The sequence below is a fragment of the Pseudomonas sp. NPDC086581 genome (assembly GCF_044746165.1).
Taxonomy (GTDB): domain Bacteria; phylum Pseudomonadota; class Gammaproteobacteria; order Pseudomonadales; family Pseudomonadaceae; genus Pseudomonas.
Map to the genome: position 1 here is coordinate 372,794 of NZ_JBIVBR010000004.1, position 23,336 is coordinate 396,129.

The following is a 23,336-nucleotide window of genomic DNA, read 5'->3' on the forward strand; positions in this document are numbered from 1 at the left end:
CCGTTGCACCCGCCGGAGCCCACAGGCTCCGGTACCTTGAAGGAAGCACAGCATGCGCTACTCGAACTTCACCCAACGCATCGCCGGCGACGGCGCCGCCGCCTGGGACATCCACTACCGCGCCCTGGCGCGCATGGAGCAGGGCGACGACATCCTGCTGCTGTCGGTGGGCGACCCGGACTTCGACACCCCGGTGCCCATCGTGCAGTCGGCCATCGACAGCCTGCTGGCCGGCAACACCCACTACGCCGACGTGCGCGGCAAGCGCTCGCTGCGCGAAGCCATCGCCCGCCGCCACAGCCAGCGCAGCGGCCAGGCCGTCACCAGTGATGACGTGGTCGTGCTGGCCGGCGCCCAGTGCGCGCTGTATGCCATGGCGCAGTGCGTGCTCAATCCGGGCGACGAGGTGATCGTCGCCGAGCCGATGTACGTCACCTACGAAGCGGTGTTCGGTGCCTGCGGCGCCAAGGTCATCCCGGTGTCGGTGCGCTCCGAGCACGGCTTCCGCGTGCAGGCCGAGGATGTCGCCGCGCTGATTACCCCGCGTACCCGCGCGTTGGCCATCAACAGCCCGCACAACCCGTCCGGCGCCAGCCTGCCGCGCGCCACCTGGGAAAAACTGGCCGAACTGTGCGTGAAAAATGACCTGTGGATGATTTCCGACGAGGTCTATAGCGAGCTGCTGTTTGACGGCGAGCACGTCAGCCCCGCGAGCCTGCCGGGCATGGCCGAGCGCACCGCGACCTTGAACAGCCTGTCGAAATCCCACGCCATGACCGGCTGGCGCGTGGGCTGGGTGGTCGGCCCGCAGGAGCTCTGCGCGCACCTGGAAAACCTCGCCCTGTGCATGCTCTACGGCTCGCCGGATTTCATCCAGGACGCCGCCTGCACCGCGCTGGAAGCCAGGCTGCCGGAACTGGAAGCTATGCGCGAGGCCTACCGCCAGCGTCGCGACCTGGTACTCGACTGCCTCGCCGATTGCGTCGGCGTGCGTGCCCTGCGCCCGGACGGCGGCATGTTCGTGATGGTCGATATCCGCGCCACCGGGCTCTCCGCCCAGGACTTCTCCGATCTGCTGCTGGACCGCCACGGCGTCTCCGTGCTGGCCGGCGAAGCCTTCGGCCCCAGCGCCGCCGGGCACATCCGCCTCGGCCTGGTACTCGGCGCCGAACCGCTGCGCGAAGCCTGCCGCCGAATTGCCCTGTGCGCCGCCGAACTGCTGAAGGAAAAACGCTATGCGTGAGCGTACACAGCTCTACATCGACGGCGCCTGGGTGGCGCCGCAGGGGCAGGGCATGGCCGAGGTGCAGAACCCGGCCACCGAGGAAACTGTCGGCCGCGTGCCGCTGGGTAGCGAAGGCGACGTGAACCGCGCGGTGGACGCTGCCCGCCGCGCCTTCCCGGCGTGGTCGCAGACCCCGTACCAGGTGCGCGCGGGCTATATCCGCGCGCTGGCCGAGCAACTGAAGAACCGGGCCGACGAGATGGCCGCGTTGATCACCGCCGAGCTGGGCATGCCCATCCAGTGGTGCCGCATGGTGCAGGTCGACGGGCCCATCGAGGGTCTGGAAAGCTACGCCGCGATGGCCGCGCACATGGACGAAGTGCGCGAGGTCGGCAACTCGCTGGTGGTGAAGGAGGCGGTGGGCGTCTGCGCCTTCATCAACCCCTGGAACTACCCGCTGCACCAGTTGATCGGCAAGCTCGCTCCGGCGCTCGCCGCCGGCTGCACCGTGGTGGTCAAGCCGAGTCAGGACACCCCGCTGCACGCCTTCCTGCTGGCCGACATGATCCACGCCATCGGCCTGCCGGCCGGCGTGTTCAACCTGGTCAGCGGCCCCGGCTCCAAGGTCGGCGAAGCCCTGGCGCGGCACCCGGACGTGGACATGGTGTCCTTCACCGGCTCCACCGGTGCGGGCGTCAAGGTCTCCGAAGCGGCAGCGCCGACGGTCAAGCGCGTGTGCCTTGAGCTGGGCGGCAAGTCGCCCTTCCTGATCACCGCCGATGCGGACCTGGCCACCGCCGTGCGCCACGGCGTGCAGGACGTGATGATCAACTCCGGGCAGACCTGCACCGCGCTGACGCGCATGCTGCTGCCGGCCCATCGCTATGCCGAAGCTGTGGAAATCGCCCGCGCCGAAACCCTTGCACTGAAGATGGGCGACCCGTTGGACGCCGACAGCTTCCTCGGCCCGATGTGCTCGGGCGGCCAGCGCCGCACCGTGCTCGATTACGTTTGCGTCGGCCAGGAAGAGGGCGCGCAGCTGGTCTGCGGCGGCGCCGAGCGCCCGGCTAATCTGGAGCGCGGGCATTATGTGCAGCCGACGATCTTCGCCGGCGTGAACAACCAGATGCGCATCGCCCGCGAGGAAATCTTCGGTCCGGTGCTGTGCCTGATTCCCTACGCCGACGAGGCCGAGGCCATCGCTATCGCCAACGACTCGCCGTTCGGCCTGTCCAGTGCCGTCTGGGCGGGCGACCGCGAAGATGGCCTACGACTCGCCCGGCAGATGCGCGCCGGCCAATGTTTCGTCAACGGCGGTGCCTTCAACTACCGGGTGCCGTTCGGTGGCTACAAGCAGTCCGGCAATGGCCGCGAATGGGGCGAGCAGGGCTTGCACGAGTTCGTCGAGCTCAAGGCCATCCAACTCTAATGTTTTCAGCTCCCTCTCCCTCCGGGAGAGGGGTTGGGGTGAGGGCAGCCTCTCACTGAGTTTCCAGGAATCCACATGAACGTACTGATCGTCCACGCCCACAACGAACCACAATCCTTCAGCACCGCGCTGTACCAACTCGCCGAGGAAACCCTGCGCGGCCAGGGCCACGAGGTGCAGGTCTCCGACCTGTACGCGATGAACTGGAACCCGGTGGCCAGCGCCGCCGACTTCGGCGCCCGCGCCAACCCCGAATATCTGGTCTATGCGTTGGAGCAGCGTGAAGGCGCCAAGGCCAGGACCATCGCCGCCGACATCCAGGCCGAGCTGGACAAGCTGCTCTGGGCCGATCTGGTGATCTTCAACTTCCCGATCTACTGGTTCTCCGCGCCGGCCATCCTCAAGGGCTGGTTCGACCGCGTGCTGGTCTCGGGCATCTGCTACGGCGGCAAGCGCTTCTACGACCAGGGCGGCCTGGCCGGCAAGAAGGCGCTGGTGAGCGTGACCCTCGGCGGGCGCGACCACATGTTCGGCGACGGCGCCATCCACGGCCCGCTGGAAGACATGCTGCGGCCGATCCTGCGCGGCACCCTGGCCTACACCGGCATGAGCGTGCTGCCGCCCTTCGTGGCCTGGCACGTGCCCTACATCAGCAACGAGGCGCGCCAGGACTTCCTGCGCCAGTACCAGGATCGCCTGCAGAACCTGGAGAACGACCAGCCGCTGGAGTTCGTGCGCCTGGAGCAGTTCGACGAGCGTCTGTACCCGCTGCCGCGCTGATCGGCTCTTCTGTAGAAGCGAGGGGGCGCCTAGCCCTCACCCTAACCCTCTCCCAGGGGGAGAGGGGACTGATAGGCGAAGGATGATGCAGTGGTGTCAGCCGGCACGAACTGCCCCCTCTCCTAGGGGAGAGGGCTGGGGTGAGGGGACAGCCCTCGCGCCGAATGTCACCCGGCAGAAACGAAAAAGGGCGGTCATCCGAAGATGACCGCCCCTGGAGAAAAAGTCAGTCGCTGCAGCCAGGTATGCGCGGGGGAGAGGGCCGTCGATTGGTGTATCGGCGGCCGTACGATGAGCCTGGTATGCCCAACGTTGCTGCAGCGACTTGTCCGGCACTATACGTGGTAACAATCGGCAAAAAACGACCCTATACTGCGATTCAGTTTTGCGGCGCGGACAACAATGGTTGTCGTTTCCTACAGGCGCCTACGACAAGATCAACAGGCAGGGGGAAGCATGGACGTACTTCACGCGATGCGGGCATTCGTCCGGGTGGTGGATGCCGGCAGTTTCACCGCCGCCGCCAACGCCCTGGGGTTATCCACAGCCCAGGTCTCGCGCGTGGTCTCCGACCTCGAAGCCCAGCTGGAAGCGCGCCTGCTGCACCGCACGACAAGACGCCTGGCGCTGACCGAAACCGGTGAGCGCTACCTGCTGCGCTGCCGGGAAATCCTCGCCGATGTCGATGAAGCCCAGGCCGAAGCCAGTGGCGCGCATCTGAACCCGCGCGGTCGCCTGCGTGTGCACTCGCTCACCGGGCTGGGCCAGCAGCACCTGATCCCGCTGATCTCGCGCTACTGCGGGTCCTTCCCCGAGGTCTACATCGAGCTGACCCTGGCCCAGCGCCAACCGGACATCCTCGAGGAAGGCCAGGACGTGGTGATCACCCGCGACCGCGAGCTGCCCGACTCCGAGTTCGTCGCCCAGACCCTGGGCACCATCTACAGCGTGCTCTGTGCCAGCCCCGAGTACCTCAAGCGGCGCGGCACCCCGACCAGCGTCGCCGAGCTGCACCAGCACCAGTGCCTGCGTCTGCAGGACCCGACCTTCCCCGAAGGCTGGGCGTTCGAGGAGGGCAACGAGGAAAGTGTGATCCGCCCGCGCGACACCTTCATGGTCAACGTCGCCGAGGCGCTGACCGGCGCCGCCGCCGCCGGCATGGGCATCTGTCTGCTTCCCAGCTACGTCGCCGCGCCCGCGCTGCGACGCCGTTCGCTGGTGCGCGTGCTGCCCCGACACAGCCTGCACGTGCGGCAGATCTATGCGCTGTACCCGTCGCGGCGCTTCCTCGACGCGAAGATCCGCACCTGGGTGGAATTCCTCAAGGCGGAGCTGCCGCGGGTATTCGAGGAAGACGAAGCAGCGCTCAACGATCCCGTCAACTGGGCATAAGGCAAAGGGCTAGCGTGGCGGATCGTCGCAGCCGCTCTATATCGCTATTCTCGGACGATCGGCGCGGATTGTTGCTTTTTAGGCAATGCTTTGTTGGTTAGCTAGCTATTTTTCGAGGGACTGTTGCGCCGTAACCTTTCATCAACCCCGACCAATCGGGTGTTCAGAAAGGATCACCGTCATGTCCCGTTCGCTTTATGTTGCTGCCCTGCTGTCCGTCTGCTCGCTGTCCTTCACTCAGTTGAGCTTCGCCGAAGAATCGCGCCTGATGACCGACAAGATGGTCAAGGCCAACGAAGCAGTGATTGCCCAGCAGCAGGCCCAGTCCGCCGAGCAGACCGCCAAGGCCGCCGCTGGCAGTAACGCCGATTCCTGATCGGCCGCTTCCCCCGGGAGGCCCGGAGCGTGAGCCGGGCTTCTCAACACCTTGCGCCGCATAAGACATGCGGCGTTTTTTTTGCCTGCGCTTCCGGCATCAGGATGACTATTACAGAAGCTGTAACAGTCTTTCGCCGCCGGTGATCTGTATTCCTGGCCAATCGGTCAATATACTTGACCCAACGACGCGGCATTCGAGCAGCGCCGTTACCGGCCTCACCGCCGGCAAGCTTCCCGACGTCGATTCTTGATTGCTCCAGATCGATGTCCGTCTCAAGGCCGCTGCTTTCAGCGGCCTTTTTTTTGCCGGTGGAAAAGCGGCGGTGGACTGTTAGGCTGGGCGCACTCCGCGCTACGAGCCGGATTCGACAAGGATGCCGAGATGACCACCGATAACCCCTTCGCGACACCCCATGCGCCACTCAGCGCATCAATTGCTGCTGCGCCGTCCGCCAGCAACCAGCCCCTGCAGTTCGTCGCCGCGATGATCGTGGCAGCGGCGGTGGCGTTCTTCGGCAGCAATGCCGTGCAGTGGATCGGCGACCTGGGCAGCTACCGTGAGCGCCTTCCGCAGTACCTGCCCACGATGCTGGCGAACTGGCTGGGCGGGCTGGTCTTCTATGCGGCGGCGGTCCTGCTGATGGTGCATCACCTGCGCGAACGCCATGGCATCGCCCGCTTCCAGCCGCTGGCCGGATTGCTGGTAGGCTTCGGCGTGGCCTATCTGATTGCCACCATGGTCGTCAGCACGGTCGCGTCCTATCTGAGCGTGTCTTTTTATCAATGGGCGTTCGAGCAGGATGCCCGGACCCTCTGGATGGTCCTCTACGGCCAGGCCAATTCGCTGATCAATCTAGTTCTGGGTTGCCTGTTACCGCTCTGGGGGGTGCTGTCACTGGCGCGTTCACGCTCCCAGCAGCTGGCGCCCGGCGAGACCTTTGCGCTGCCGTCCTGGCAGGTATCGCTGGGGGTGGCGCTTTGCTTCAGCGCGCTGATCTACAAGGCGCTGGCCGCGCTCAGCTATGGGGTGCTTTACCTTTACAGCGGCGCGGACGGCTGGCAATCGGTGTTCCTGCTGGCGGGCGGTGTGCTGCCCTTCGCCATTGTCATGGCGGCGGTGCACACGCGTCTGCCAGCGCAGGTCGTGCGCTTCGCGGCCGGTCGGGTGCTGGGCTGTGCGCTGGTGCTGCTGGTGCTGTGGGTGGTCGCGATCGCTCTGGTCTCGATCCTCGTGGCCTTCGCCGCCTACAGCTCGCTGAACTCCAGCAGCCTGCCGCTCTACCTGCTGCCGCCGGCGATCCTGCTGCTGGCGCTGCTCTGGCCGCTGGCGCGCTGGTGCACCGGCTGGTTCTTCGCCGAAGAACTGGCTCAGTCCTCGCTCAGGTAATCCCCGCGGCTTAGCCCGTGGCGCTGCATCTTCTCGTTGAGGGTGCGGCGCGGCAGGCCGAGCAGCTCCATCACCGCCTTGATGTCGCCCTTGCACTGGCCCAGTGCCTGGCGGATGCACTCTGCCTCATAGGCTTCCATGCGTTCGAACAGGCCGTTGCCGGCGGGCTCGATCGGCAGCTCGGCGCGGTCCAGGCCGAGCACATGGCGCTCGGCGGCGTTGGCCAGTTCGCGCACGTTGCCCGGCCAGTCGTGGGCGAGCAGGCGCGCCAGTTCGCTGGCGGAGAGCGGCGCGGCTTCGCGGCCGAATTTCTCGCTGGCCAGCAGGGCGTAGTGCTCGAACAGCAGCGGGATATCCTCGCGGCGTTCGCGCAGCGGCGGCAGGCGCAGCTCGGCGACGTTCAGGCGGTACACGAGGTCCTCGCGGAAACGCCCGGCGCGGGCTTCCTCGAGCAGGTCAGGCTTGGTCGCGGCGATCACCCGCAGGTCCACCTTGATGCTCTGGTTCGAGCCCAGGCGCTCCAGTTGCTGTTCCTGCAGCACGCGCAGCAGCTTCACCTGCTGGGCCAGCGGCATGCTCTCGATCTCGTCGAGGAACAGGCTGCCGCCGTTGGAGTGCTCCAGCTTGCCGATGCGTTTTCCCTGGGCGCCAGTGAAGGCGCCGCTTTCGTGGCCGAACAGTTCGGTCTCGAACAACTGCTCGGGAATCGCCGCGCAGTTCAGCGCGACGAAGGGCTTGCCGGCGCGTGGGCCGAAGTCGTGCAGGCAGCGCGCGACCAGTTCCTTGCCGCTGCCGGTGTCGCCGCGGATCAGCACATTCACCGGCGTACCGGCCAGCGCCATGATCTGTCGGCGCAGGGTTTCCATGGGCCGCGAGACGCCGAGCAGGCGCGATTCGATCTGGTCCTTGAGCGCCGCCTGTTCGCGCAGCTGGCGGTTCTCCTGCACCAGCCGGCGTTTCTCAAGGGCGCGGCGCAGGCTGTCGAGCAGGCGTTCGGGGGTGAAGGGCTTCTCGATGAAGTCGTAGGCGCCCTGACGCATCGCCTGCACCGCCATGGGCACGTCGCCGTGGCCGGTGACCATGATCACCGGCAGGTCGCGGTCGATCTGCTGCAGGCGCTCGAGCAGGGCCAGGCCGTCGGTACCGGGCATGCGCACATCGCTGATGACCACGCCGGGCAGCTCGCGGGAGACGCTTCTCAGGCACTCGTCGGCGCTGCTGCACAGGCGCACTTCGAAGCCGGAAAGTTGCAGCCACTGCTGCACGGCGTCGCGGATGGCGGCTTCGTCGTCGACGAAGAGGATGGTCTCGCTCATGGTCTTCTTTCTTCGCTGGCGGCCGGCAGGCTCAGGCGGAACAGCGCGCCGCCGGTGGGCTGGTTGGCGGCGTCGAGGCGCCCGCCAAGTTCGTGGACGATGCCATAGGATACCGCCAGCCCCAGGCCCAGTCCTTCGCCCACCGGCTTGGTGGTGAAGAAGGGGTCGAAGACGCTGGCCAGATGGGCTTCGTCGATGCCGGGACCGTTGTCGGCGACTTCCAGGCACCAGTGCTCGCCGTCGCGGCGCAGGGTCAGGCGGATCTGCGGCGGGGCGGTATTGGCCACCGCATCGAGGGCGTTGCGGATCAGGTTGACCAGCACCTGCTCCAGGCGGATCGCATCGCCCAGCACCCAGGCGGGCAGGTCGAGGTCCTGGCTGATCTCCACGCCTTCGCTGCGGATGCGCACGGCCAGCAGCTGCAAGGCCTGCTCGATCACGTGGCCCAGTTCGATGCGCTCGCGCAGGCCGCCGGGCGTCTTGCGGGCGAAGGTCTTCAGGTGGCCGGTGAGTGCGGCCATGCGCTCGAGCAGCTCATCGACCCGTACCAGCGCGGCGCGGGCGTCGTCCTGGCGGCCGGCGTCGAGCAGCAGGCGCACGCTGGCCAACTGCATGCGCTGGGCGGTGAGCGGCTGGTTGATCTCGTGGGCCAGCGCGGCGGACATCTGCCCCAGCGCGGCCAGCTTGGCGGCCTGCACCAGGCCGTCCTGGGCGGTGCGCAGGGCGGCGGTGCGCTGCTCGACCAGGCGCTCCAGCTCTTCCTGGTTGCGCTGGCGCAGGCGCGCCAGGCGGCGGCGCTGTTGCAACCAGAGCACGAGGAACACCAGCGCCAGCCAGACGCCGGCGGCGGCCAGCCGCGCGCTGGTGACGTCGGACTGCACGCCATGGGGATTGCGCAGCAGGTGCAGGGTCCACTCGTCTTCCGGCAGGCCGACCGATTGCCAGAGGTAGTCGCCGCTGATGTCCTGGCCGTCGACGCGAACCATGCGCGCGTGCTCGCCGAGGGTTTCCAGCGTCCGGTGCGGCAGCGCGCTGAGCGGCTGCTTGTGGTACTGGCGGGTGTCGGCCATCTCGGCGCGGGCCACGGCGTCCAGCGGCATCAGCTCGCGGTAGCGCCAGCGCGGGTGGTTGGCGAGGAACACCACGCCCTTGCTGTCGCTCACCAGCACCACGTCCGGGGTCTGGCTCCACTGCCGCTCCAGGTCGGGGAATTCCAGCTTGACCACAATGGCGCCGAGGAAGGTGCCGTCGTCGTCGCGCAGGGCATTGGACAGGAAGTAGCCGGGAATCCCGCTGGTCACGCCGACCGCATAGAAGCGCCCCGCGCCCTGGGCGATGGTCTGGCGGAAGTAGGGGCGGAAGCCGTAGTTGTGGCCGACGTAGCTGACCGGCAGGTTCCAGTTGCTGGCAGCCACGGCAAGGCCGGTGTGGTCCAGCAGCTCCAAAGTGGAGGAGCGCGCCGCGCCGTTGATTTCCTGCAGCTTGAGGTTGAGCCGGTGCTGCAGCTCGCCGGTCACCGGGCCGCGCATAGCCGCGCGCAGCTCCGGGTCCAGCGCGAGCACGGCGGGAATGCTGCGGAAGCGCTCGATCAGGGTGTGCAGGGAGTTGGCGTAGAGGCCGAGTTGCTCATGGGCGGCTTCCGCTTCGGCGAGCAGCGCGCGGTGCCGCGCCTTTTCGCCGGCCCAGAACACCGACAGCACCAGCCCGGCCAGCAGGAGCAGGCAGATCAGCAGCAGGCGTAAGGGGCGGGTAGGCGACATGTTCGACGGGGTTCGACCAACGGCTGGCGACAATAGCACGGCCGCGAGCTGGTCCGGCGCCCCGCCGCCTCGCTACACTGCCGGCATCCCGATGGAGAGCTTCGATGCAGTTGTCGCCCTGGACCCACGAAGGGTCCGCCGGTTTCACCCTGCGCGGCTGGCGCAGCGAGCCCAGCGGCAAGCCGCTGTTGCACTTCCTGCATGGCAACGGCTTCTGCGGCCGCGCCTACGAGCCGATGCTGAAAGTCCTGGCGCAGGATTTCGACCTCTGGCTTTGCGACGTGCAGGGCCATGGCGACAGTGACCACGGCGGACGCTTCCACGGCTGGAACCGCAACGCCGAGATGGCGGTGGAGGCCTTCCAAACCGGCGGCAAAGTGTTCGGCGACGTGCCGCATTACGCGGCCGGGCACAGCTTTGGCGGCGTGCTCACCAGCCTGATCCTCGGTCGTCATCCCGAGCTGTTCCGCCGCGCGGTGCTGCTCGATCCGGTGTTGTTCACCCCGGCGATGATCGGCGTGATGGCGCTCTCTGAAGTGCTCGGCTTGCACAAGCGCCGCACCATGGTGCAGAAGGCGCGCTCGCGGCGCAGCCAGTGGCCGGACCGCGAGGCGGCCTACACCGGCCTGCACGGCCGCGGCATCTTCAAGGGCTGGACCGACGAAGCGCTATGGGCCTATGTGGAGAACGCGCTGAAGCGCACCGAGGCGGGCGTCGAGCTGAAATGCCGGCCCAGCCGCGAGGCGGAAATCTTCAGCTCCTTCCCCAAGCGCCTGTGGCCGTCACTGGCCAAGGTGGCGACGCCGACCCAGGTGCTGTTCGGCGAGCGCACCTATCCGTTCGTGCCCAAGTCGGTGGCGCGCTGGTGTGCAGTGAACAAGGTGGTGAGCGGCCAGTGCGTCGATGGCGGCCACTGCTTCATGCAGGAATTCCCCGAGGACAGCGCCGCGCGCGTGTCGCGCTTCCTGCTGGGCCACGAATGAACGACCCGGCCCGCGAGTCCGTCTGGCTGGCGTTGTCCGAGCTGTGGCTGGACACCGAGACGACCGAGGCAGACATCAACTACATCGCCCGCACACTGGCGGTCAGCGATTTCCCCCTGGGCGAACTGGAAGCCATCTATCGCCTGGAGGTGGTCCCGGTGGTCTACCCGAATGCCCTGGCGACCGCGGGAGAGTGGACCGGCTTCGATGCCGACTGGCTGTTCGAGAAGTGCCGGCGCAATCAGCAGCGTCGAGCATTCTTCCTTTATCGCTGGCGTTGCTGGTTCCTCGGTCGGACCGTCGGCACACTGATGAATGCGCAGCTGCGCCAGGTGCTGGCGCGAGTCGTCGAACTACGTGAACGGACCGAAGACGAACCGAGCTGATTGCGCTCAGTCGCCGACTTTCTTGCCCTGATGCGCGCGGCGCCATTCGTCCAGGCGCACCACTTCGCCACGGGGGCGCGGCGGTGGCGTGTCGTCGAACACCGCGTCGATGATCTCCTCGTCCACCGGAGCGGCGGCGGGGTGGAAGGTGGCGACCGGGGACGCCGGTGCGCGCTGCTCGGGCTCCATGCGGAACGGTGCCAGCTCGACGCGGCCCAGGTGCTGGCCGAACATGGCGATGCTGCCGGCGTAGCGCTCCTGCCCGGTGGCGGTGAACTCGAAAGCGTATTCGCGGGCCAGGCGCAGGTTGCCGCGGCCGTCGCGTTGGAAGCGGAAGCGCTGCAGCGCCATGGCGTCATCGAGCAGCTCCACGCCCTCTCGCGCGCAGTGCTGCTTGGCCAGGACCAGCGCACGTTCGCGGATGCCATGGGCACGCCACCACCAGGCGGCGCCCGCGACAACCAGCATGAAGATGAAAAGATTGCCCAGGTCCACTTCAGCTTCCTCGGAATCGGCGCACCAGCTTACTCACTCCGCCGTCGGGCGGCGAGAGCCGGATGTTCACAGCCTGTGAATTGCGCCCCATACTGCCCCATTCTGTAGCAGGACACCGTTATGCCGCGCACTCCCCACGTTCTCGCCATCCAGTCCCACGTCGTCTTCGGCCACGCCGGCAACAGTGCCGCCGAGTTCCCCATGCGACGCGTCGGGGTGAACGTCTGGCCGTTGAACACCGTGCAGTTCTCCAACCATACCCAGTATGGCCACTGGACGGGCCAGGTGCTGCCGCCGGAGCAGATTCCCGCACTGGTGGACGGCATCGCCGCCATCGGCGAGCTGGGCAACTGCGACGCGGTGCTCTCGGGCTACCTGGGCAGCGCGGCGCAGGGCCGCTCGATCCTCGAAGTGGTGAAGCGTATCCGCGAGGTTAACCCGCGAGCGGTGTACCTGTGCGACCCGGTGATGGGCCATCCGGAGAAAGGCTGCATCGTTGCTCCGGAAGTCAGCGAATTCCTCCTCCACGAAGCGGCCGCCGTGGCCGACTACCTGTGCCCGAACCAACTGGAGCTGGACAGCTTCTGCGACCGCCAGCCGACTTCCCTGGAAGACTGCGCGGCGATGGCCCGCGGCCTGCTGGTGCGAGGCCCGAAGGCGATTCTGGTGAAGCACCTGAACTACCCGGGCAAGCCGGCGGACGCCTTCGAGATGCTGCTGGTGACTCTCGATGAGACCTGGCACCTGCGCCGCCCGCTGCTGGCCTTCCCGCGCCAGCCGGTGGGCGTGGGCGATCTGACTTCCGGGTTGTTCCTCGCCCGTCTGCTGCTGGGCGATGACCTGCGCACAGCCTTTGAATTCTGCGCCGCCGCCGTGCATGAGGTGCTGCTGGAAACCCAGGCCTGCGGCAGCTACGAGTTGGAACTGGTGCGCGCCCAGGATCGCATCGCCCACCCGCGGGTGAAGTTCGAGGCAGTGAAGCTGGGCTGATTCGAGAGGGCTGAACTGTAGGAGCGAGCTTGCTCGCGAACCGATTATCCGCCAGCTCTGGCGCTGGGCGGTTCGCGAGCAAGCTCGCTCCTACAAAGAGCCCTGCCTCAGAGCATGTACTTGCCCAGCAGCAACCCACCGACCACCATCGCCGTGAGCAGGCCGAACGCCAGGCCCAGGCGTTTCTCGATGGCCTCGCGCAGTGCGGGCCCTGCCCAGAACAGCAGGGCGCAGGTGGCCGCGAAGCGCAGGGTGCGCGCCACCACGCTTAGCGCGATGAACAGCACCAGGTCCAGTTGGGTCACCCCGCTGGTCAGGGTGATCAGTTTGTAAGGCAGCGGTGTGAAGCCGCCGCCCAGCAGCACCATCAGCCAGCCCAGTTCGTTGTAGCGGTCGGCGACCTCGGCGAAGTTTTCCTGCAGGCCGTAGAAGGCCAGGATCGCCTGGCCCACCGTCTCGAACAGCAGCAGGCCGATGAAGTAGCCGGCGATGCCGCCGAGCACCGAACTGACGATGCAGATCGCCGCATAGCGCCAGGCTTTGGCCCGGTTGGCCAGGACCATGGGCACCAGCAGCGCGTCCGGCGGGATGGGGAAGAACGAACTCTCGGCGAAGGTCACCCCGCCCAGCGCCAGCTCCGCCCGCGGATGCCCCGCCAGGCGCATGGTCCAGTCGTAGAGCCGGCGCAGCACAGCGTCAGGCCGACTGCGGCAGGTGGTCGTCGCCAGGTGCCGCGCTGGTCTCCTCGCGTTCGACCCGCTCGACCATGCCGCGGGCGATTTCCCGCTCGCCCATGATCACCAGGTTGGCACCGTTCTGCTCCAGGTAATCCACCTCGGCGTCGAAGTGGGCGCGAGCGATGATGTCCAGGTTCGGGTTGATCGCCCGCGCGTGGCTGGAAATCGTCCCGGCCTCGAAGCCGTTGGGGATGGCGATCAGCAGCCAGCGCGCCGAGGTGATATTGGCCTGGTTCAGCACCTCGGGATTGGCGGCGTTACCGACCACTACGCAGAGACCGTGCTCGCGCAGCTCGGCGGCCTTCTCGCGCTTGTCCTCGATGACCACCACCGGAACCTTGTCCTTGCGCAGGCGCTCGCTGACCAGCGCGCCGACGCGGCCGTGGCCGATGAGGATCGCATGGTTCTGCTCCAGCACCGGTGGCGGCAGGTCTGGCGCTTCTACCTGAACGACACCGGGCTCGGCTTCGGCCTTCTGCGCCTGGCGCGCCTGCAGACGGTCGATGGCGATGAACAGCAGCGGGTTGACCAGGATCGACAGGATCGCGCCGGCCAGTACCAGGTCACGACCGGCTTCGGGCAGCAGGTTCAGGGTCACGCCCAGGCCGACCAGGATGAAGGAGAACTCGCCGATCTGCGCCAGGCTTGCGGCGATGGTCAGCGCGGTGCTGTTGGGGTGGCCGAACATCCGCACGATGACATAGGCCGCGACCGACTTGCCGAAGACGATCACCAGGAAGGTCGCCAGCACCGGCAGCGGCTCGTGGATCAGGATGGCCGGGTTGAACAGCATGCCGACGGAGACGAAGAACAGGACGGCGAAGGCGTCGCGCAGCGGCAGCGAGTTCTCGGCGGCCTCGTGGCTGAGCTCGGACTCGTTGAGGATCATCCCGGCGAAGAAGGCGCCGAGGGCGAAGGACACGCCGAAGATCACCGCCGAGCCGTAGGCGATGCCCAGGGCGATGGCCAGCACGGCCAGGGTGAACAGTTCGCGCGAGCCGGTCTTGGCCACGCGCTCCAGTACCCAGGGGACAAAGCGGCGGCCCCCAAGGATCATCACCGCGACGAAGGCGGCGACCTTGCCCAGGGTCAGCAGGATCGGCATCAGCAGGCCGCCGTCGCCACCGTCTGAGGTGCCGCCCAGCGAGCCGGCCAGCGCCGGCAGTAGCACGAGTGTGAGGACCATGGCGAGGTCTTCGACGATCAGCCAGCCGATGGCGATGCGTCCGCGCTTGGTGTCGATCAGCTGGCGCTGCTCCAGCGCGCGCAGCAGTACCACGGTACTGGCCACTGACAGCGCGAGGCCGAAGACCAGGCCGCCGCCGAAGTTCCAGCCCATCATCCAGGCGAGACCAAGCCCGAGCAGGGTGGCAACGCCGATCTGCACCACCGCGCCGGGGATGGCGATGGCTTTGACCGACAGCAGGTCTTTCAGCGAGAAGTGCAGGCCGACGCCGAACATCAGCAGGATCACGCCCAGTTCGGCGATCTCCACGGACAGCGCCTGGTCGGCGACATAGCCGGGAGTGAAGGGGCCGGCCAGCACGCCGGCGAGCAGGTAGCCCACCAGCGGCGAGATGCGAAGGCGGTTGGCCAGGGCGCCAAGGACGAAGGCCAGTACGAAGCCTACGGCTAGGGTGGTCAGTAGCGGGGTGTGATGCATGGTCTGGGCTCCGGGCACTCAGGGAGCGACCGGACTGCGCATCAGCACCGGGTCGCTCGACGGTGGGTCACGGGGGCAAACCCGCGTGTGAAAAGTTTAGGCGTAGTAATCAATTCCTACCTTGCTTTCACGCAAGGGTAACCTGTTGACGCATTAAGGAATTTCCACGGCACGCGACATTTCTTTTCAGGAAATGTCGCGAACGTCCGTCATTCGTCGCGAAGCTCTTTGTAGCGCTGTTCCAGCTCCTGGCGAATCTGCCGACGCTGTCGTGCCTGTGCGAAGCGGCGTTTCTCGTCCTTGGTTTGTGGATCGAGCTGCGGCACGACGATCGGTTTGCGCTCGTCATCCAGCGCCACCATGGTGAAGAAGCAACTGTTGGTGTGACGCACCGACTTTTCGCGGATGTTCTCGGTGACCACTTTCACGCCGATCTCCATGGAGGTGCGGCCGGTGTAGTTCACCGAGGCGAGGAAGGTGACCAGTTCGCCGACATGGATCGGTTCGCGGAAGATCACCTGGTCCACCGACAGGGTTACCACGTAGTAGCCGGCGTAGCGGCTGGCGCAGGCGTAGGCGACTTCGTCGAGGTACTTGAGCAGGGTGCCACCGTGGACATTGCCGGAGAAGTTGGCCATGTCGGGGGTCATCAGGACGGTCATGCTGAGCTGGTGGTTGCCAGGTTCCATGGAATTCTCTTCGGAATTGTCTTGGGAAAAGGAAAGGGCCTAACTCTGGACAACCAAAGTGCGGCAGGCGACACAGTTTTTTCTATACCGCCGATTGGCGCCAGGCACTAGTGGGCCATTTACCAATGGTATTTCCGTCGTCCGATCAACGCCCGAAATGAAAATGGGCGACCCAAGGCCGCCCGTCCATTCGCCTGCCGGCTCAGCGCCCGGCGGAGAGGCCGAAGTCGATTGCCAGGTCTGCGCCGGTGATGGCTTCGGATTCCGGCTTGCACAGGTACCAGACCAGCTCGGCGACTTCTTCCGGGCGGATGAAGCGCGCCACCTTGCCCTGTGGATAGTCCTTCAGCAGTTCGAGTTTGTAGGCCGCCGGATTACCCTGGCCATAGCGTTCGGCCTGGTAGTCGAGCATCGGCGTGGCGATGTCGGCAGGCGAGATGGCGTTGACCCGCACGCCGGACTCGGCCAGTTCCAGCGCCAGGGTTCGGGTGAGCATGGTCAGCGCCGCCTTGCTCGCGCAGTAGGCTGCGGAGCCGCGATAGGCCTGGCGGCCGGAGTCGCTGGAGATGTTGACGATGCAGCCGCGGTTCTCCTTGAGGTAAGGCGTCGCCGCCTGGCACATGTAGAACGCGGCCTTGAGGTTCACGCCCATCACCAGATCGAAGTCGTCTTCGTTGAAGTCCTCCACCGGGCCTTCGCGCCAGACGCCGGCAGCGTTCACCAGGGCGTCGAGGCGGCCCGTGCGGGCGAGGATGTCGGACATCAGGCTGTGGCAGTTGTCGGCGCGTCGCAGGTCGCCTACGGCAGTGGCGTCCAGCGGTACCTGGGCGTTGAGCGCATGCAGGCCGGCTTTGTCCACGTCGGTTGCGGCGATGCGCCAGTGGCTTTGGGCGAAACGTTTGGCGATGGCTTTTCCGAGGCCACCGGCAGCGCCGGTGATCAGTACGACGGGAGTGCTCATTGTCTACGGATTCTCCCTGCCTGAGAGAGGACGGCGGCCGGCAGGCAGTACCGGCGGCGCCGCTTTGACCACGAGGCGCGTCTGCGCCCCGTGCAATTACAGACCAAGAAAAGACCAGATTCTTCAGTCTGACAGGGTAAATTTTTCGTAAGGCTGTCGTGTGTCAGTGGGGGCTGCGAACCGTGGGAGGGGTGGCGGCGGATAACGCTTCGCGTTATTCGCCCTACGGGCAGTTATCCACAACCGTAGGGCGAATAACCGCTCGCGGTTATCCGCCGTATTGCCGCACGAATCACGCGTGATGCAGATACCAGCGCCAGTCCTGCTCGCCGACTTCGCCCATGAACTGGCGGTACTCCTCCCACTTGATCGCCAGGAACACCTTGAGGAATTCCTCGCCCAGCGCCTCGCGGGCCCAGGTCGAAGCCTCCAGAGCGCGCAGTGCGGTAAGCCAGTCGGTGGGTAGGAACTCGGTGGCCTGCTCGTAGCCGTTGCCGACGATGGGCGCGCCCGGATCGATCTGCTCGCGGATACCTTCGTGGATCGCCGCGAGGATCGCCGCTGCCGCCAGGTACGGGTTGGCGTCGGCGCCGCAGATGCGGTGCTCGATGTGCCGGCTTTTCGCCGGACCGCCAGGTACGCGGAACGACACGGTGCGGTTGTTCACTCCCCAGCTCTTGGCCAGCGGCGCATAGCTGTTGGCCTGGAAGCGGCGGAAGGAGTTGGCGTTGGGGCAGAAGATCGCCAGGGAATCCAGCAGGCGCGCCATCATGCCGCCGATGGAGTGGCGCAGCAGTGGAGTGCCGTGAATGTCTTCGCTGGCGTAGAGGTTGTTGCCCTGCTCGTCGGCCAGGCTGACATGCAGGTGCATGCCGGAGCCGGCGCGGTCGCCGAACGGCTTGGCCATGAAGCAGGCCTGCAGCCCGTGCTTGTTCGCCACGCCCTTTACCAGGCGCTTGTAGCGCACGCCTTCGTCGATGGCCTGCATGACGTCGAAACGATGTTCCAGGGTCAGCTCGACCTGGCCCGGAGCGTACTCGGAGATCGCCGTGCGCACCGGCAGGCCCTGGACTTCGCAGGCGGCGTAGAGGTCGTCCAGGAATGGCTGCAGCTGCTCCAGCTCGTAGACGCCATAGACCTGCGGCGCTTCCGGGCGGATGCCGTTCATCTGCACCGCCGGCTGTGGGCGGCCATGAGCGTCGCGCTGCTTGTCCAGCAGGTAGAACTCCAGCTCCACCGCCATCACCGGGTGCAAACCGTCGGCCTTCAGCCGGTCGACCACGCGGGACAGCGCCTGGCGCGGGTCGGCCGGGGTGGCAGGCAGGCCCTGGGTCGGGTGCATGCTCACCTGCAATTGGCCGGTGGGGCTGGTGCGCCAGGGTTGCAGGGTCAGGCTGCCGGGCAGGGGGTAGGTCCAGCAGTCGGCGTCGGCCACTTCCCAGACCAGCCCGGTGCCTTCGACGTCTTCGCCCTGCACGGTCAGCGCGAGTATCGAGCTGGGCAGCGGGCGGCCGTTGTCGTAGATCGCCAGCAGCTCGTCGCGGTGCAGCAGCTTGCCGCGCGGGATGCCGTTGGAGTCGATGATGAAGAGTTCGATGCTGCGCACGTCCGGATGGGCGGCGAGGAAGGCTTCGGCTTCCTGACGATCGGCGAATTGCATGGTGGTCCTCGGTGGCGCGGTGCGCCGGGGTATTTGCTCTTCGTAGGAGCGAGGGGGACGCCTAGTTCTTGCTCGCGAACCCGCCCCCGCTGCGGGCCCGCAGGTGTGCGTTTGCGAGCAAGTTCGCTCCTACAGGATCAGGCCTCGCGCGCGCCGGGAATCGCCAGCAGCTCGGTGATGCCGGCATCGAGGGTCTCGATCAGGCGATCCACGCCGGCGGCGGTGGTGTCCGGGCAGCACAGGGTCATGTTGTGGAACGGCGTGATCAGGATGCCGCGGTTGATCAGGTACAGGTGCAGGGCCATCTGCAGCTCGTCGTGGAAGGCCGCTTCGGCCTCGGCGCCGGTGCGCGGGGAGACGGGGCAGAACTGGAACTCGCTGCGCGCGCCCAGCTCGGTCACCGACCACTTAAGGTCGTGCTTGGCGATCAGGCGGCGGAAACCGTCAGCGAGGCGCTTGGCCAGCGGCAGCATGTGGTCGTAGGCCGCCTGAGTCATCACCTGTTCCAGGTTGGCACGCATGCAGTGCATGGCCAGGGCATTGGCCGAAAGCGTGGTGCCCATGCCGCTATGGCCGTGGCCATGGCTGTCTTCCTGGGCTGCCTTGCGCGAGGCGGCCATGCGTTCGGCCATTTCCGCGCTGCAGCCGAAGATGCCGCAGGGCACGCCACCGGCGATCGGCTTGCCGACGACGAAGAAGTCCGGGTCGAGGTTCCACAGCTTCGTGCAGCCACCGATGTTGGTGGAGATGGTGTGGGTTTCGTCGATGATCAGCAGCGATCCGTACTTTCGGGTCAGCTCGCGACACTTCTGCATGAAGCCAGGATCGGGCAGGACCATGCCGATATTGGTCATCGCCGGTTCGCACAGCAGGGCGCAGACGTCGCCCTGGGCCAGCGCGGCTTCCAGCGCCTCGACGTCGTTGAAGGGAATGGAGCGGCTGTGCTGGGTCAGGTCGTAGGCCTGGCCGACCAGGCCGCAACGGTGCACGGTCTCGCCGTCGCGGTAGCGCACCATCACGTCGTCGACGGTGCCGTGGTAGCAGCCGTCGAATACCAGCAGGGTCTTGCGCTTGGTTACCGCGCGGGCCCAGCGCAGCACGTAGCGGTTGGAATCGGTGGCGGTGGCGGTCACCTGCCAGTAAGGCAAGCCGAAGCGCGCGGCGAGCAGCTCGCCGCAGACTACGGCGTCTTCGCCAGGCAGCATGGTGGTCAGGCCGCGTGCGCCTTGCTCGGCGAGCGCGCGGGCGATCGGTGCCGGCGAATGGCCGAACATGCTGCCGGTATCGCCCAGGCAGAAGTCCACGTAGTCATGGCCGTCCACGTCGTAGAAGCGGGCGCCCTGGGCGCGTTCGACGAACAGCGGGCAGGGCGTGGACCAGTCGGCCATCCAGTGCATCGGCACACCGGCGTACAGCGACTTGTGCGCACGCTCGGCAAGGGCGACGGACTTGGGATTCTGTTCCAGGAAGCGCTGGCGCTCGCGGGCGGTGAAGAGATCCACGGCCGGTTGGGCGATTCCGCTGGCGGTCATGTTGCACACCTCGTTTGTTATTTCGCACATCTTCCATTTGTGATCACAAAAATGTCAATACAGCGCGTCGACTGCCTGATAATCTGCCCTGTAACGAATTCTGTGATCACAGATAAAGAAGATATCCATGAGCGATGTCACGAATGAGCCCGCCTGGGCCGGTCAGGTCGCCCTGGTCAGCGGCGCTGGCAGCGAGTCCGGCATTGGCTTCGCCAGTGCCCGCCGGCTGGCCCGCAACGGCGTGAAGCTGCTGCTCACCGCCAGTAGCGAGCGCGTCCTGCTGCGGGCGCAGGAGCTGTGCGCCGAAGGCTTCGAAGCCCGAGCGCTGCCCGCCGACCTGACCTGCGAGGACGACGTCCGCGCCCTGGCCGAGTGGGCGCAGGCGCAATGGGGAAGGGTAGACGTGCTGGTGAACAACGCCGGCATGGCCATGCAGGGCAGCCCGGAACCCTTCGCCGAACTGGCGGCCATGGACCTGGCAAGCTGGAACCTGTCGCTGGCGCGCAACCTGACCAGCGCTTTCCTGCTCACCCGCGCGCTGCTGCCGGGGATGCTGGAACGCGCTTACGGGCGCATCGTCAATGTCAGCTCCACCACCGGCGTGCGCGCCAGCAATCCGGGCGAGTCGGCTTACAGCGCAGCCAAGGCCGGGATGCTCGGCATGAGCATGGGGCTGGCACTGGAAGTGGCGCGCCACGGGGTGACGGTGAACAGCGTGGCGCCGGGCTGGATCGCCACCGGCTCCAGCAGCGAGGAAGAAATCCAGGCCGGACGGCGCACGCCGCTCGGCCGTTCCGGGCGACCGGAGGAGGTGGCGGCCGCCATCGCCTTCCTGGCCTCGCCTGAAGCCAGCTACATCACCGGCGAAGTGCTGGTGGTGGATGGCGGCAACTGTCTGATCGAGAACAAGGGATAAGCAAGATGAAGCACGACTGCAGCCTGACCTTCGCCCAACTGCCGGCGCCGCCGGCCGGCCGGGAGTGAATCACGATGGCCGACAACCTTCAGGAACAGCTGTACCAGAACCTTCGCCAGGCCCTGCTGAGCGGGCGCTTCCAGCCCGGCGAGCGGCTCAAGATCCGCGACCTGGCCGATGAGTGGGGCACCAGCCCGATGCCGGTTCGCGCCGCCCTGCAACGGCTGGTGGCCGAGGGCGCGCTGGAGGGCGAGCCGCAGCGCTCGCTACGGGTGCCGGTGATGACCCGTGAGCGCTACCTGCAGATCCTGCAGGTGCGGCAATCCCTGGAGGGGCTGGCGGTGGAGGACGCGGCCAGGCACCTGAAGCCTGCCGACATGGCGTTGCTGCGCAATTGCACCGAGCGCATGGAAATTGCGCTGAATGCCCGCGACGTCCACGGCTACCTGGAAGCCAATAGCCTGTTCCACCTGACGCTCTACCGCGCCTGCGGCAACCCTACGCTGCTGCGCATGATCGAGGCGCTGTGGCTGCAGGTCGGGCCTTTCTTCAACCGGTTGTTCACCGAGGCCGACCTGTCGCTGCGCCTGAACGATTTTCACGAAGACACCCTGCAGGCGCTGGAGCGTGGCGATGGCGCTGGCGCGCGCAAAGCCATCGAACAGGACCTGGGCTACTGCGGCCAGTACCTGCTCAACCTGCTGGAGCTTGAATGCGGAGGAAGGCTCGGGGCGCGCTAGGGCGCCCTTACGGGGTCTTGATGAAGCGGACGTTGTCCTTCTTGATCAGGATCGTCTCGCCGTTGAGCTGTTCGAATTCGTAGTAGTCATTGTATTTGTCGTAGTCGGAGTGATCCTTCACCAGGATTTCGCTGCCGTCCTGCAGCGTCACCACGGCCTTGTCGGCGCATCCGGCGAGGCCGAGCAGCAACAGGCAGGTGTACAAGGCTTTCAACTTCATAGTTTCTCCACGGGGCATCGTACCCGCCCGGGCAGCAAGGGCTGGAGGTACGCTGGGTTGCCTGTGTGACCATGGAAGTTTCAGGAAATTCCGATACCCCCCCTCAAGTATCGAGCCATACGTCGCGCGCCCAAGTCCACACCGAGTCCCAGGTTTCCTCGGTGAGCTCGCCGTCGGCCCAGAGGATTACCTCGCCGTCCTCGGCGACCGCGTAGTAGTCGTCACCATCGGCGCAGAGCGGAATCAGCTCGCGCGGCAGGCCGCTGGCCCAGGCCACGGCGGCCACCTCCGGCAGGTAAGTGTGGGACTGCGGATCGGCCACGGTGACCGGCTCCAGTCGCCCATAGACGACGTCGCTGACCAGCAGAAGGAACTCGCGGAATTCCGACGGAATGCCGATCAGCAACGCTTCTTCGATTTCCACCAGCAGTTCTTCGTCGGGCAGTTCCAGCGGTACCGGAACCGGCTCGTTCGCTTCACGCAGTTTCTCGATCACATCTTCCACAGGCGGGGCCTCTCTGAAATTCGACGAATGGCGCGCTTTATACAGTAGTAGCCGGCCATTCGCGCAAGACCACTGTGCCGGTGCCGTCCGGACGAGCGGCGGACCCGCGGCCACGGCTGTGCTGCTATTCCCCGATGGCTGCAGAAACGAAAAAGCCCGGCAATCGCCGGGCTTTTTCTGTGTCGCGCGCAGGATCAGTTCTGACGGATGCCTGCCACCAGCCAGGGCTGGTTCTCGCCCTGCGGGCGCTCCATGCGCCAGCTTTCGCTGAAGGGCTCGCCCTGGTCGAAGCGCGAGGACTTCGACACGCCGCTGAAGGTCAGGGTGGCGATGGTCTTCTCGGCCTGGTCGTCCACGCCCTCGAGCTGCACGTCGAGGTTGTCGATGTAGGTGGACTGGTAGCCCTCGCCCAGGTCAGCGCGCTCCTGCTTGAGGAACTGCAGCATCTGCGGAGTGACGAACTCGGCGATCTTGTCCATCTCGTTGGCGTCCCAGTGCTGCTGCAGGGACATGAAGTGCTCGCGGGCGGCGGCGACGAAACGGGTCTCGTCGAACCAGCTCGGTGCGTTGATCACCGGGCGGCTGTCCATCACCGGACGGGGCGCGCCACCGAAGATCGACGGCGGGGCGGCCGGCATTTCGCGCTGCATCGGCGCATGCCCACCGGCCATGGCAGGCTGGTTGCCCTGCTGCTGGCGACGACGGGAGGCGATGAAGCGGAAGGCGATGAACGCGATCAGCGCGATGATCAGGATGTCGAGGAACTGCATGCCCTGGAAGCCGTCGCCCATGAACATGGAGGCAAGCAGGCCACCGGCGGCGAGGCCGGCCAGCGGTCCGAGCCAGCGCGAAGCGCCGCTCTTGGCAGCGGCGCCGGCAGCGCCTGCGGCGGCACCGGTTGCGGCCGGGCCGGCAGCGGTCGGGGAGTTCGGGGCGGCATTGGGTTGCGCCTGGCGGGTCTGGTGGCTTGGCGCCGAGCCCATGCTCTTGCCACCACCGAAACGCTTGGCGGCGTTGACGTCGAGGCTGAGCGTCACGGCGACACAGAAAGCCATGGCAAGGCTGAGAAAGCGCTTCATGGTTGTCATTCTCTTGGTTGGTATACGACGCACGTCATGTTGCCGGTGGGTGCCGATGAGGGCCAGCCGGATTTTGTTTCGTGCTGTTGCCCTGTATCGGGCGGACCTCTGAT

The 23,336-nt window shown here is 66.4% G+C and carries 23 protein-coding genes; 11 read left to right on the forward strand and 12 right to left on the reverse strand.

What is annotated here, in order from left to right; translation table 11 throughout:
• Positions 1 to 52: 52 nt before the first annotated feature.
• From ACIPK7_RS11430 to ACIPK7_RS11455, 6 genes are all read left to right on the forward strand, one after another.
• Positions 53 to 1,243 (forward strand): pyridoxal phosphate-dependent aminotransferase, encoded by a 1,191-nt coding sequence (locus tag ACIPK7_RS11430; RefSeq protein WP_401087759.1) that lies wholly within the window; start codon positions 53 to 55, stop codon positions 1,241 to 1,243.
• Positions 1,236 to 2,654, forward strand: a complete 1,419-nt coding sequence (locus ACIPK7_RS11435) for an aldehyde dehydrogenase family protein (protein WP_401087761.1) — start codon at positions 1,236 to 1,238, stop codon at positions 2,652 to 2,654. The genes ACIPK7_RS11430 and ACIPK7_RS11435 overlap by 8 nt, the downstream gene beginning before the upstream one ends.
• Positions 2,655 to 2,729: 75 nt before the next feature.
• Positions 2,730 to 3,434: an NAD(P)H-dependent oxidoreductase gene (locus ACIPK7_RS11440; protein WP_151188793.1), complete on the forward strand. Its 705-nt coding sequence runs from the start codon at positions 2,730 to 2,732 to the stop codon at positions 3,432 to 3,434.
• A gap of 456 nt (positions 3,435 to 3,890) precedes the next feature.
• A complete protein-coding gene (locus ACIPK7_RS11445; protein WP_401087763.1) occupies positions 3,891 to 4,826 on the forward strand; it encodes a LysR family transcriptional regulator in 936 nt (311 codons plus the stop codon).
• A gap of 181 nt (positions 4,827 to 5,007) precedes the next feature.
• On the forward strand, positions 5,008 to 5,202 hold the full coding sequence (locus ACIPK7_RS11450) for a hypothetical protein (protein WP_045213909.1): 195 nt from the start codon (positions 5,008 to 5,010) through the stop codon (positions 5,200 to 5,202).
• Positions 5,203 to 5,586: 384 nt separating this feature from the next.
• The gene (locus ACIPK7_RS11455; RefSeq protein ID WP_192435493.1) at positions 5,587 to 6,591 is read left to right on the forward strand and encodes a hypothetical protein; all 1,005 of its coding nucleotides are present in this window, start codon (positions 5,587 to 5,589) and stop codon (positions 6,589 to 6,591) included.
• On the opposite strand, the gene ACIPK7_RS11460 is transcribed toward ACIPK7_RS11455, so the two are convergent.
• Together ACIPK7_RS11460 and ACIPK7_RS11465 are read right to left on the reverse strand one after the other, a co-directional pair.
• Positions 6,573 to 7,907 carry a sigma-54-dependent transcriptional regulator gene (locus tag ACIPK7_RS11460; RefSeq protein ID WP_401087766.1) on the reverse strand — a complete coding sequence of 445 codons (1,335 nt, stop codon included), beginning with the start codon at positions 7,905 to 7,907 and terminating at the stop codon, positions 6,573 to 6,575. The two genes, ACIPK7_RS11455 and ACIPK7_RS11460, sit on opposite strands and share 19 nt — an antisense overlap.
• Entirely contained in the window at positions 7,904 to 9,667 is a 1,764-nt protein-coding gene (locus ACIPK7_RS11465) for an ATP-binding protein (protein WP_081519063.1), read from the reverse strand. Before ACIPK7_RS11465 ends, ACIPK7_RS11460 begins: the two co-directional genes overlap by 4 nt.
• A 104-nt stretch (positions 9,668 to 9,771) precedes the next feature.
• Between ACIPK7_RS11465 and ACIPK7_RS11470 the strand changes: the two genes are divergently transcribed.
• The gene (locus ACIPK7_RS11470) at positions 9,772 to 10,650 is read left to right on the forward strand and encodes an alpha/beta fold hydrolase (protein ID WP_401087768.1); all 879 of its coding nucleotides are present in this window, start codon (positions 9,772 to 9,774) and stop codon (positions 10,648 to 10,650) included.
• Positions 10,647 to 11,036 (forward strand): hypothetical protein, encoded by a 390-nt coding sequence (locus tag ACIPK7_RS11475; protein ID WP_401087769.1) that lies wholly within the window; start codon positions 10,647 to 10,649, stop codon positions 11,034 to 11,036. Before ACIPK7_RS11470 ends, ACIPK7_RS11475 begins: the two co-directional genes overlap by 4 nt.
• Positions 11,037 to 11,042: 6 nt before the next feature.
• Here the strand turns inward: ACIPK7_RS11475 and ACIPK7_RS11480 are convergent, their stop codons facing one another.
• Positions 11,043 to 11,531, reverse strand: coding sequence for a DUF3301 domain-containing protein (locus tag ACIPK7_RS11480; RefSeq protein WP_192435488.1), 489 nt, complete (start codon positions 11,529 to 11,531; stop codon positions 11,043 to 11,045).
• A 120-nt stretch (positions 11,532 to 11,651) separates the two neighbouring features.
• On the opposite strand from ACIPK7_RS11480, the gene pdxY reads away from it, so the two are divergent.
• A complete protein-coding gene (pdxY, locus tag ACIPK7_RS11485; RefSeq protein ID WP_401087770.1) occupies positions 11,652 to 12,521 on the forward strand; it encodes a pyridoxal kinase PdxY in 870 nt (289 codons plus the stop codon).
• A 107-nt stretch (positions 12,522 to 12,628) separates the two neighbouring features.
• On the opposite strand, the gene ACIPK7_RS11490 is transcribed toward pdxY, so the two are convergent.
• The 6 genes from ACIPK7_RS11490 to ACIPK7_RS11515 all read right to left on the reverse strand — a co-directional run bounded on the left by ACIPK7_RS11490 (position 12,629) and on the right by ACIPK7_RS11515 (position 19,763).
• Complete coding sequence (locus ACIPK7_RS11490) at positions 12,629 to 13,213, reverse strand: YqaA family protein (RefSeq protein WP_192435486.1); 585 nt, start codon at positions 13,211 to 13,213, stop codon at positions 12,629 to 12,631.
• 4 nt (positions 13,214 to 13,217) lie between these two features.
• Positions 13,218 to 14,921, reverse strand: coding sequence for a YbaL family putative K(+) efflux transporter (ybaL, locus tag ACIPK7_RS11495; protein ID WP_401087771.1), 1,704 nt, complete (start codon positions 14,919 to 14,921; stop codon positions 13,218 to 13,220).
• Between the two features lie 209 nt (positions 14,922 to 15,130).
• A complete protein-coding gene (locus tag ACIPK7_RS11500; RefSeq protein WP_192435484.1) occupies positions 15,131 to 15,610 on the reverse strand; it encodes an acyl-CoA thioesterase in 480 nt (159 codons plus the stop codon).
• A 202-nt stretch (positions 15,611 to 15,812) separates the two neighbouring features.
• A complete protein-coding gene (locus tag ACIPK7_RS11505) occupies positions 15,813 to 16,571 on the reverse strand; it encodes an SDR family NAD(P)-dependent oxidoreductase (RefSeq protein WP_401087772.1) in 759 nt (252 codons plus the stop codon).
• 292 nt (positions 16,572 to 16,863) lie between these two features.
• Positions 16,864 to 18,231, reverse strand: a complete 1,368-nt coding sequence (locus ACIPK7_RS11510; RefSeq protein WP_401087773.1) for a glutamine synthetase family protein — start codon at positions 18,229 to 18,231, stop codon at positions 16,864 to 16,866.
• A 137-nt stretch (positions 18,232 to 18,368) separates the two neighbouring features.
• Positions 18,369 to 19,763 carry an aspartate aminotransferase family protein gene (locus ACIPK7_RS11515; RefSeq protein ID WP_401087775.1) on the reverse strand — a complete coding sequence of 465 codons (1,395 nt, stop codon included), beginning with the start codon at positions 19,761 to 19,763 and terminating at the stop codon, positions 18,369 to 18,371.
• Positions 19,764 to 19,890: 127 nt separating this feature from the next.
• On the opposite strand from ACIPK7_RS11515, the gene ACIPK7_RS11520 reads away from it, so the two are divergent.
• A complete protein-coding gene (locus ACIPK7_RS11520) occupies positions 19,891 to 20,679 on the forward strand; it encodes an SDR family NAD(P)-dependent oxidoreductase (protein WP_192435480.1) in 789 nt (262 codons plus the stop codon).
• 74 nt (positions 20,680 to 20,753) lie between these two features.
• Complete coding sequence (locus tag ACIPK7_RS11525; RefSeq protein WP_192435479.1) at positions 20,754 to 21,419, forward strand: GntR family transcriptional regulator; 666 nt, start codon at positions 20,754 to 20,756, stop codon at positions 21,417 to 21,419.
• Between the two features lie 7 nt (positions 21,420 to 21,426).
• Here ACIPK7_RS11525 and ACIPK7_RS11530 read toward each other — a convergent pair whose 3' ends face one another.
• The 3 genes from ACIPK7_RS11530 to ACIPK7_RS11540 all read right to left on the reverse strand — a co-directional run bounded on the left by ACIPK7_RS11530 (position 21,427) and on the right by ACIPK7_RS11540 (position 23,223).
• Positions 21,427 to 21,639, reverse strand: coding sequence for a YgdI/YgdR family lipoprotein (locus ACIPK7_RS11530; RefSeq protein ID WP_401087778.1), 213 nt, complete (start codon positions 21,637 to 21,639; stop codon positions 21,427 to 21,429).
• 103 nt (positions 21,640 to 21,742) lie between these two features.
• Positions 21,743 to 22,144, reverse strand: coding sequence for an SMI1/KNR4 family protein (locus ACIPK7_RS11535; RefSeq protein ID WP_017521499.1), 402 nt, complete (start codon positions 22,142 to 22,144; stop codon positions 21,743 to 21,745).
• 194 nt (positions 22,145 to 22,338) lie between these two features.
• A complete protein-coding gene (locus ACIPK7_RS11540; RefSeq protein WP_401087780.1) occupies positions 22,339 to 23,223 on the reverse strand; it encodes a Tim44 domain-containing protein in 885 nt (294 codons plus the stop codon).
• Between the last annotated feature and the right edge of the window lie 113 nt (positions 23,224 to 23,336).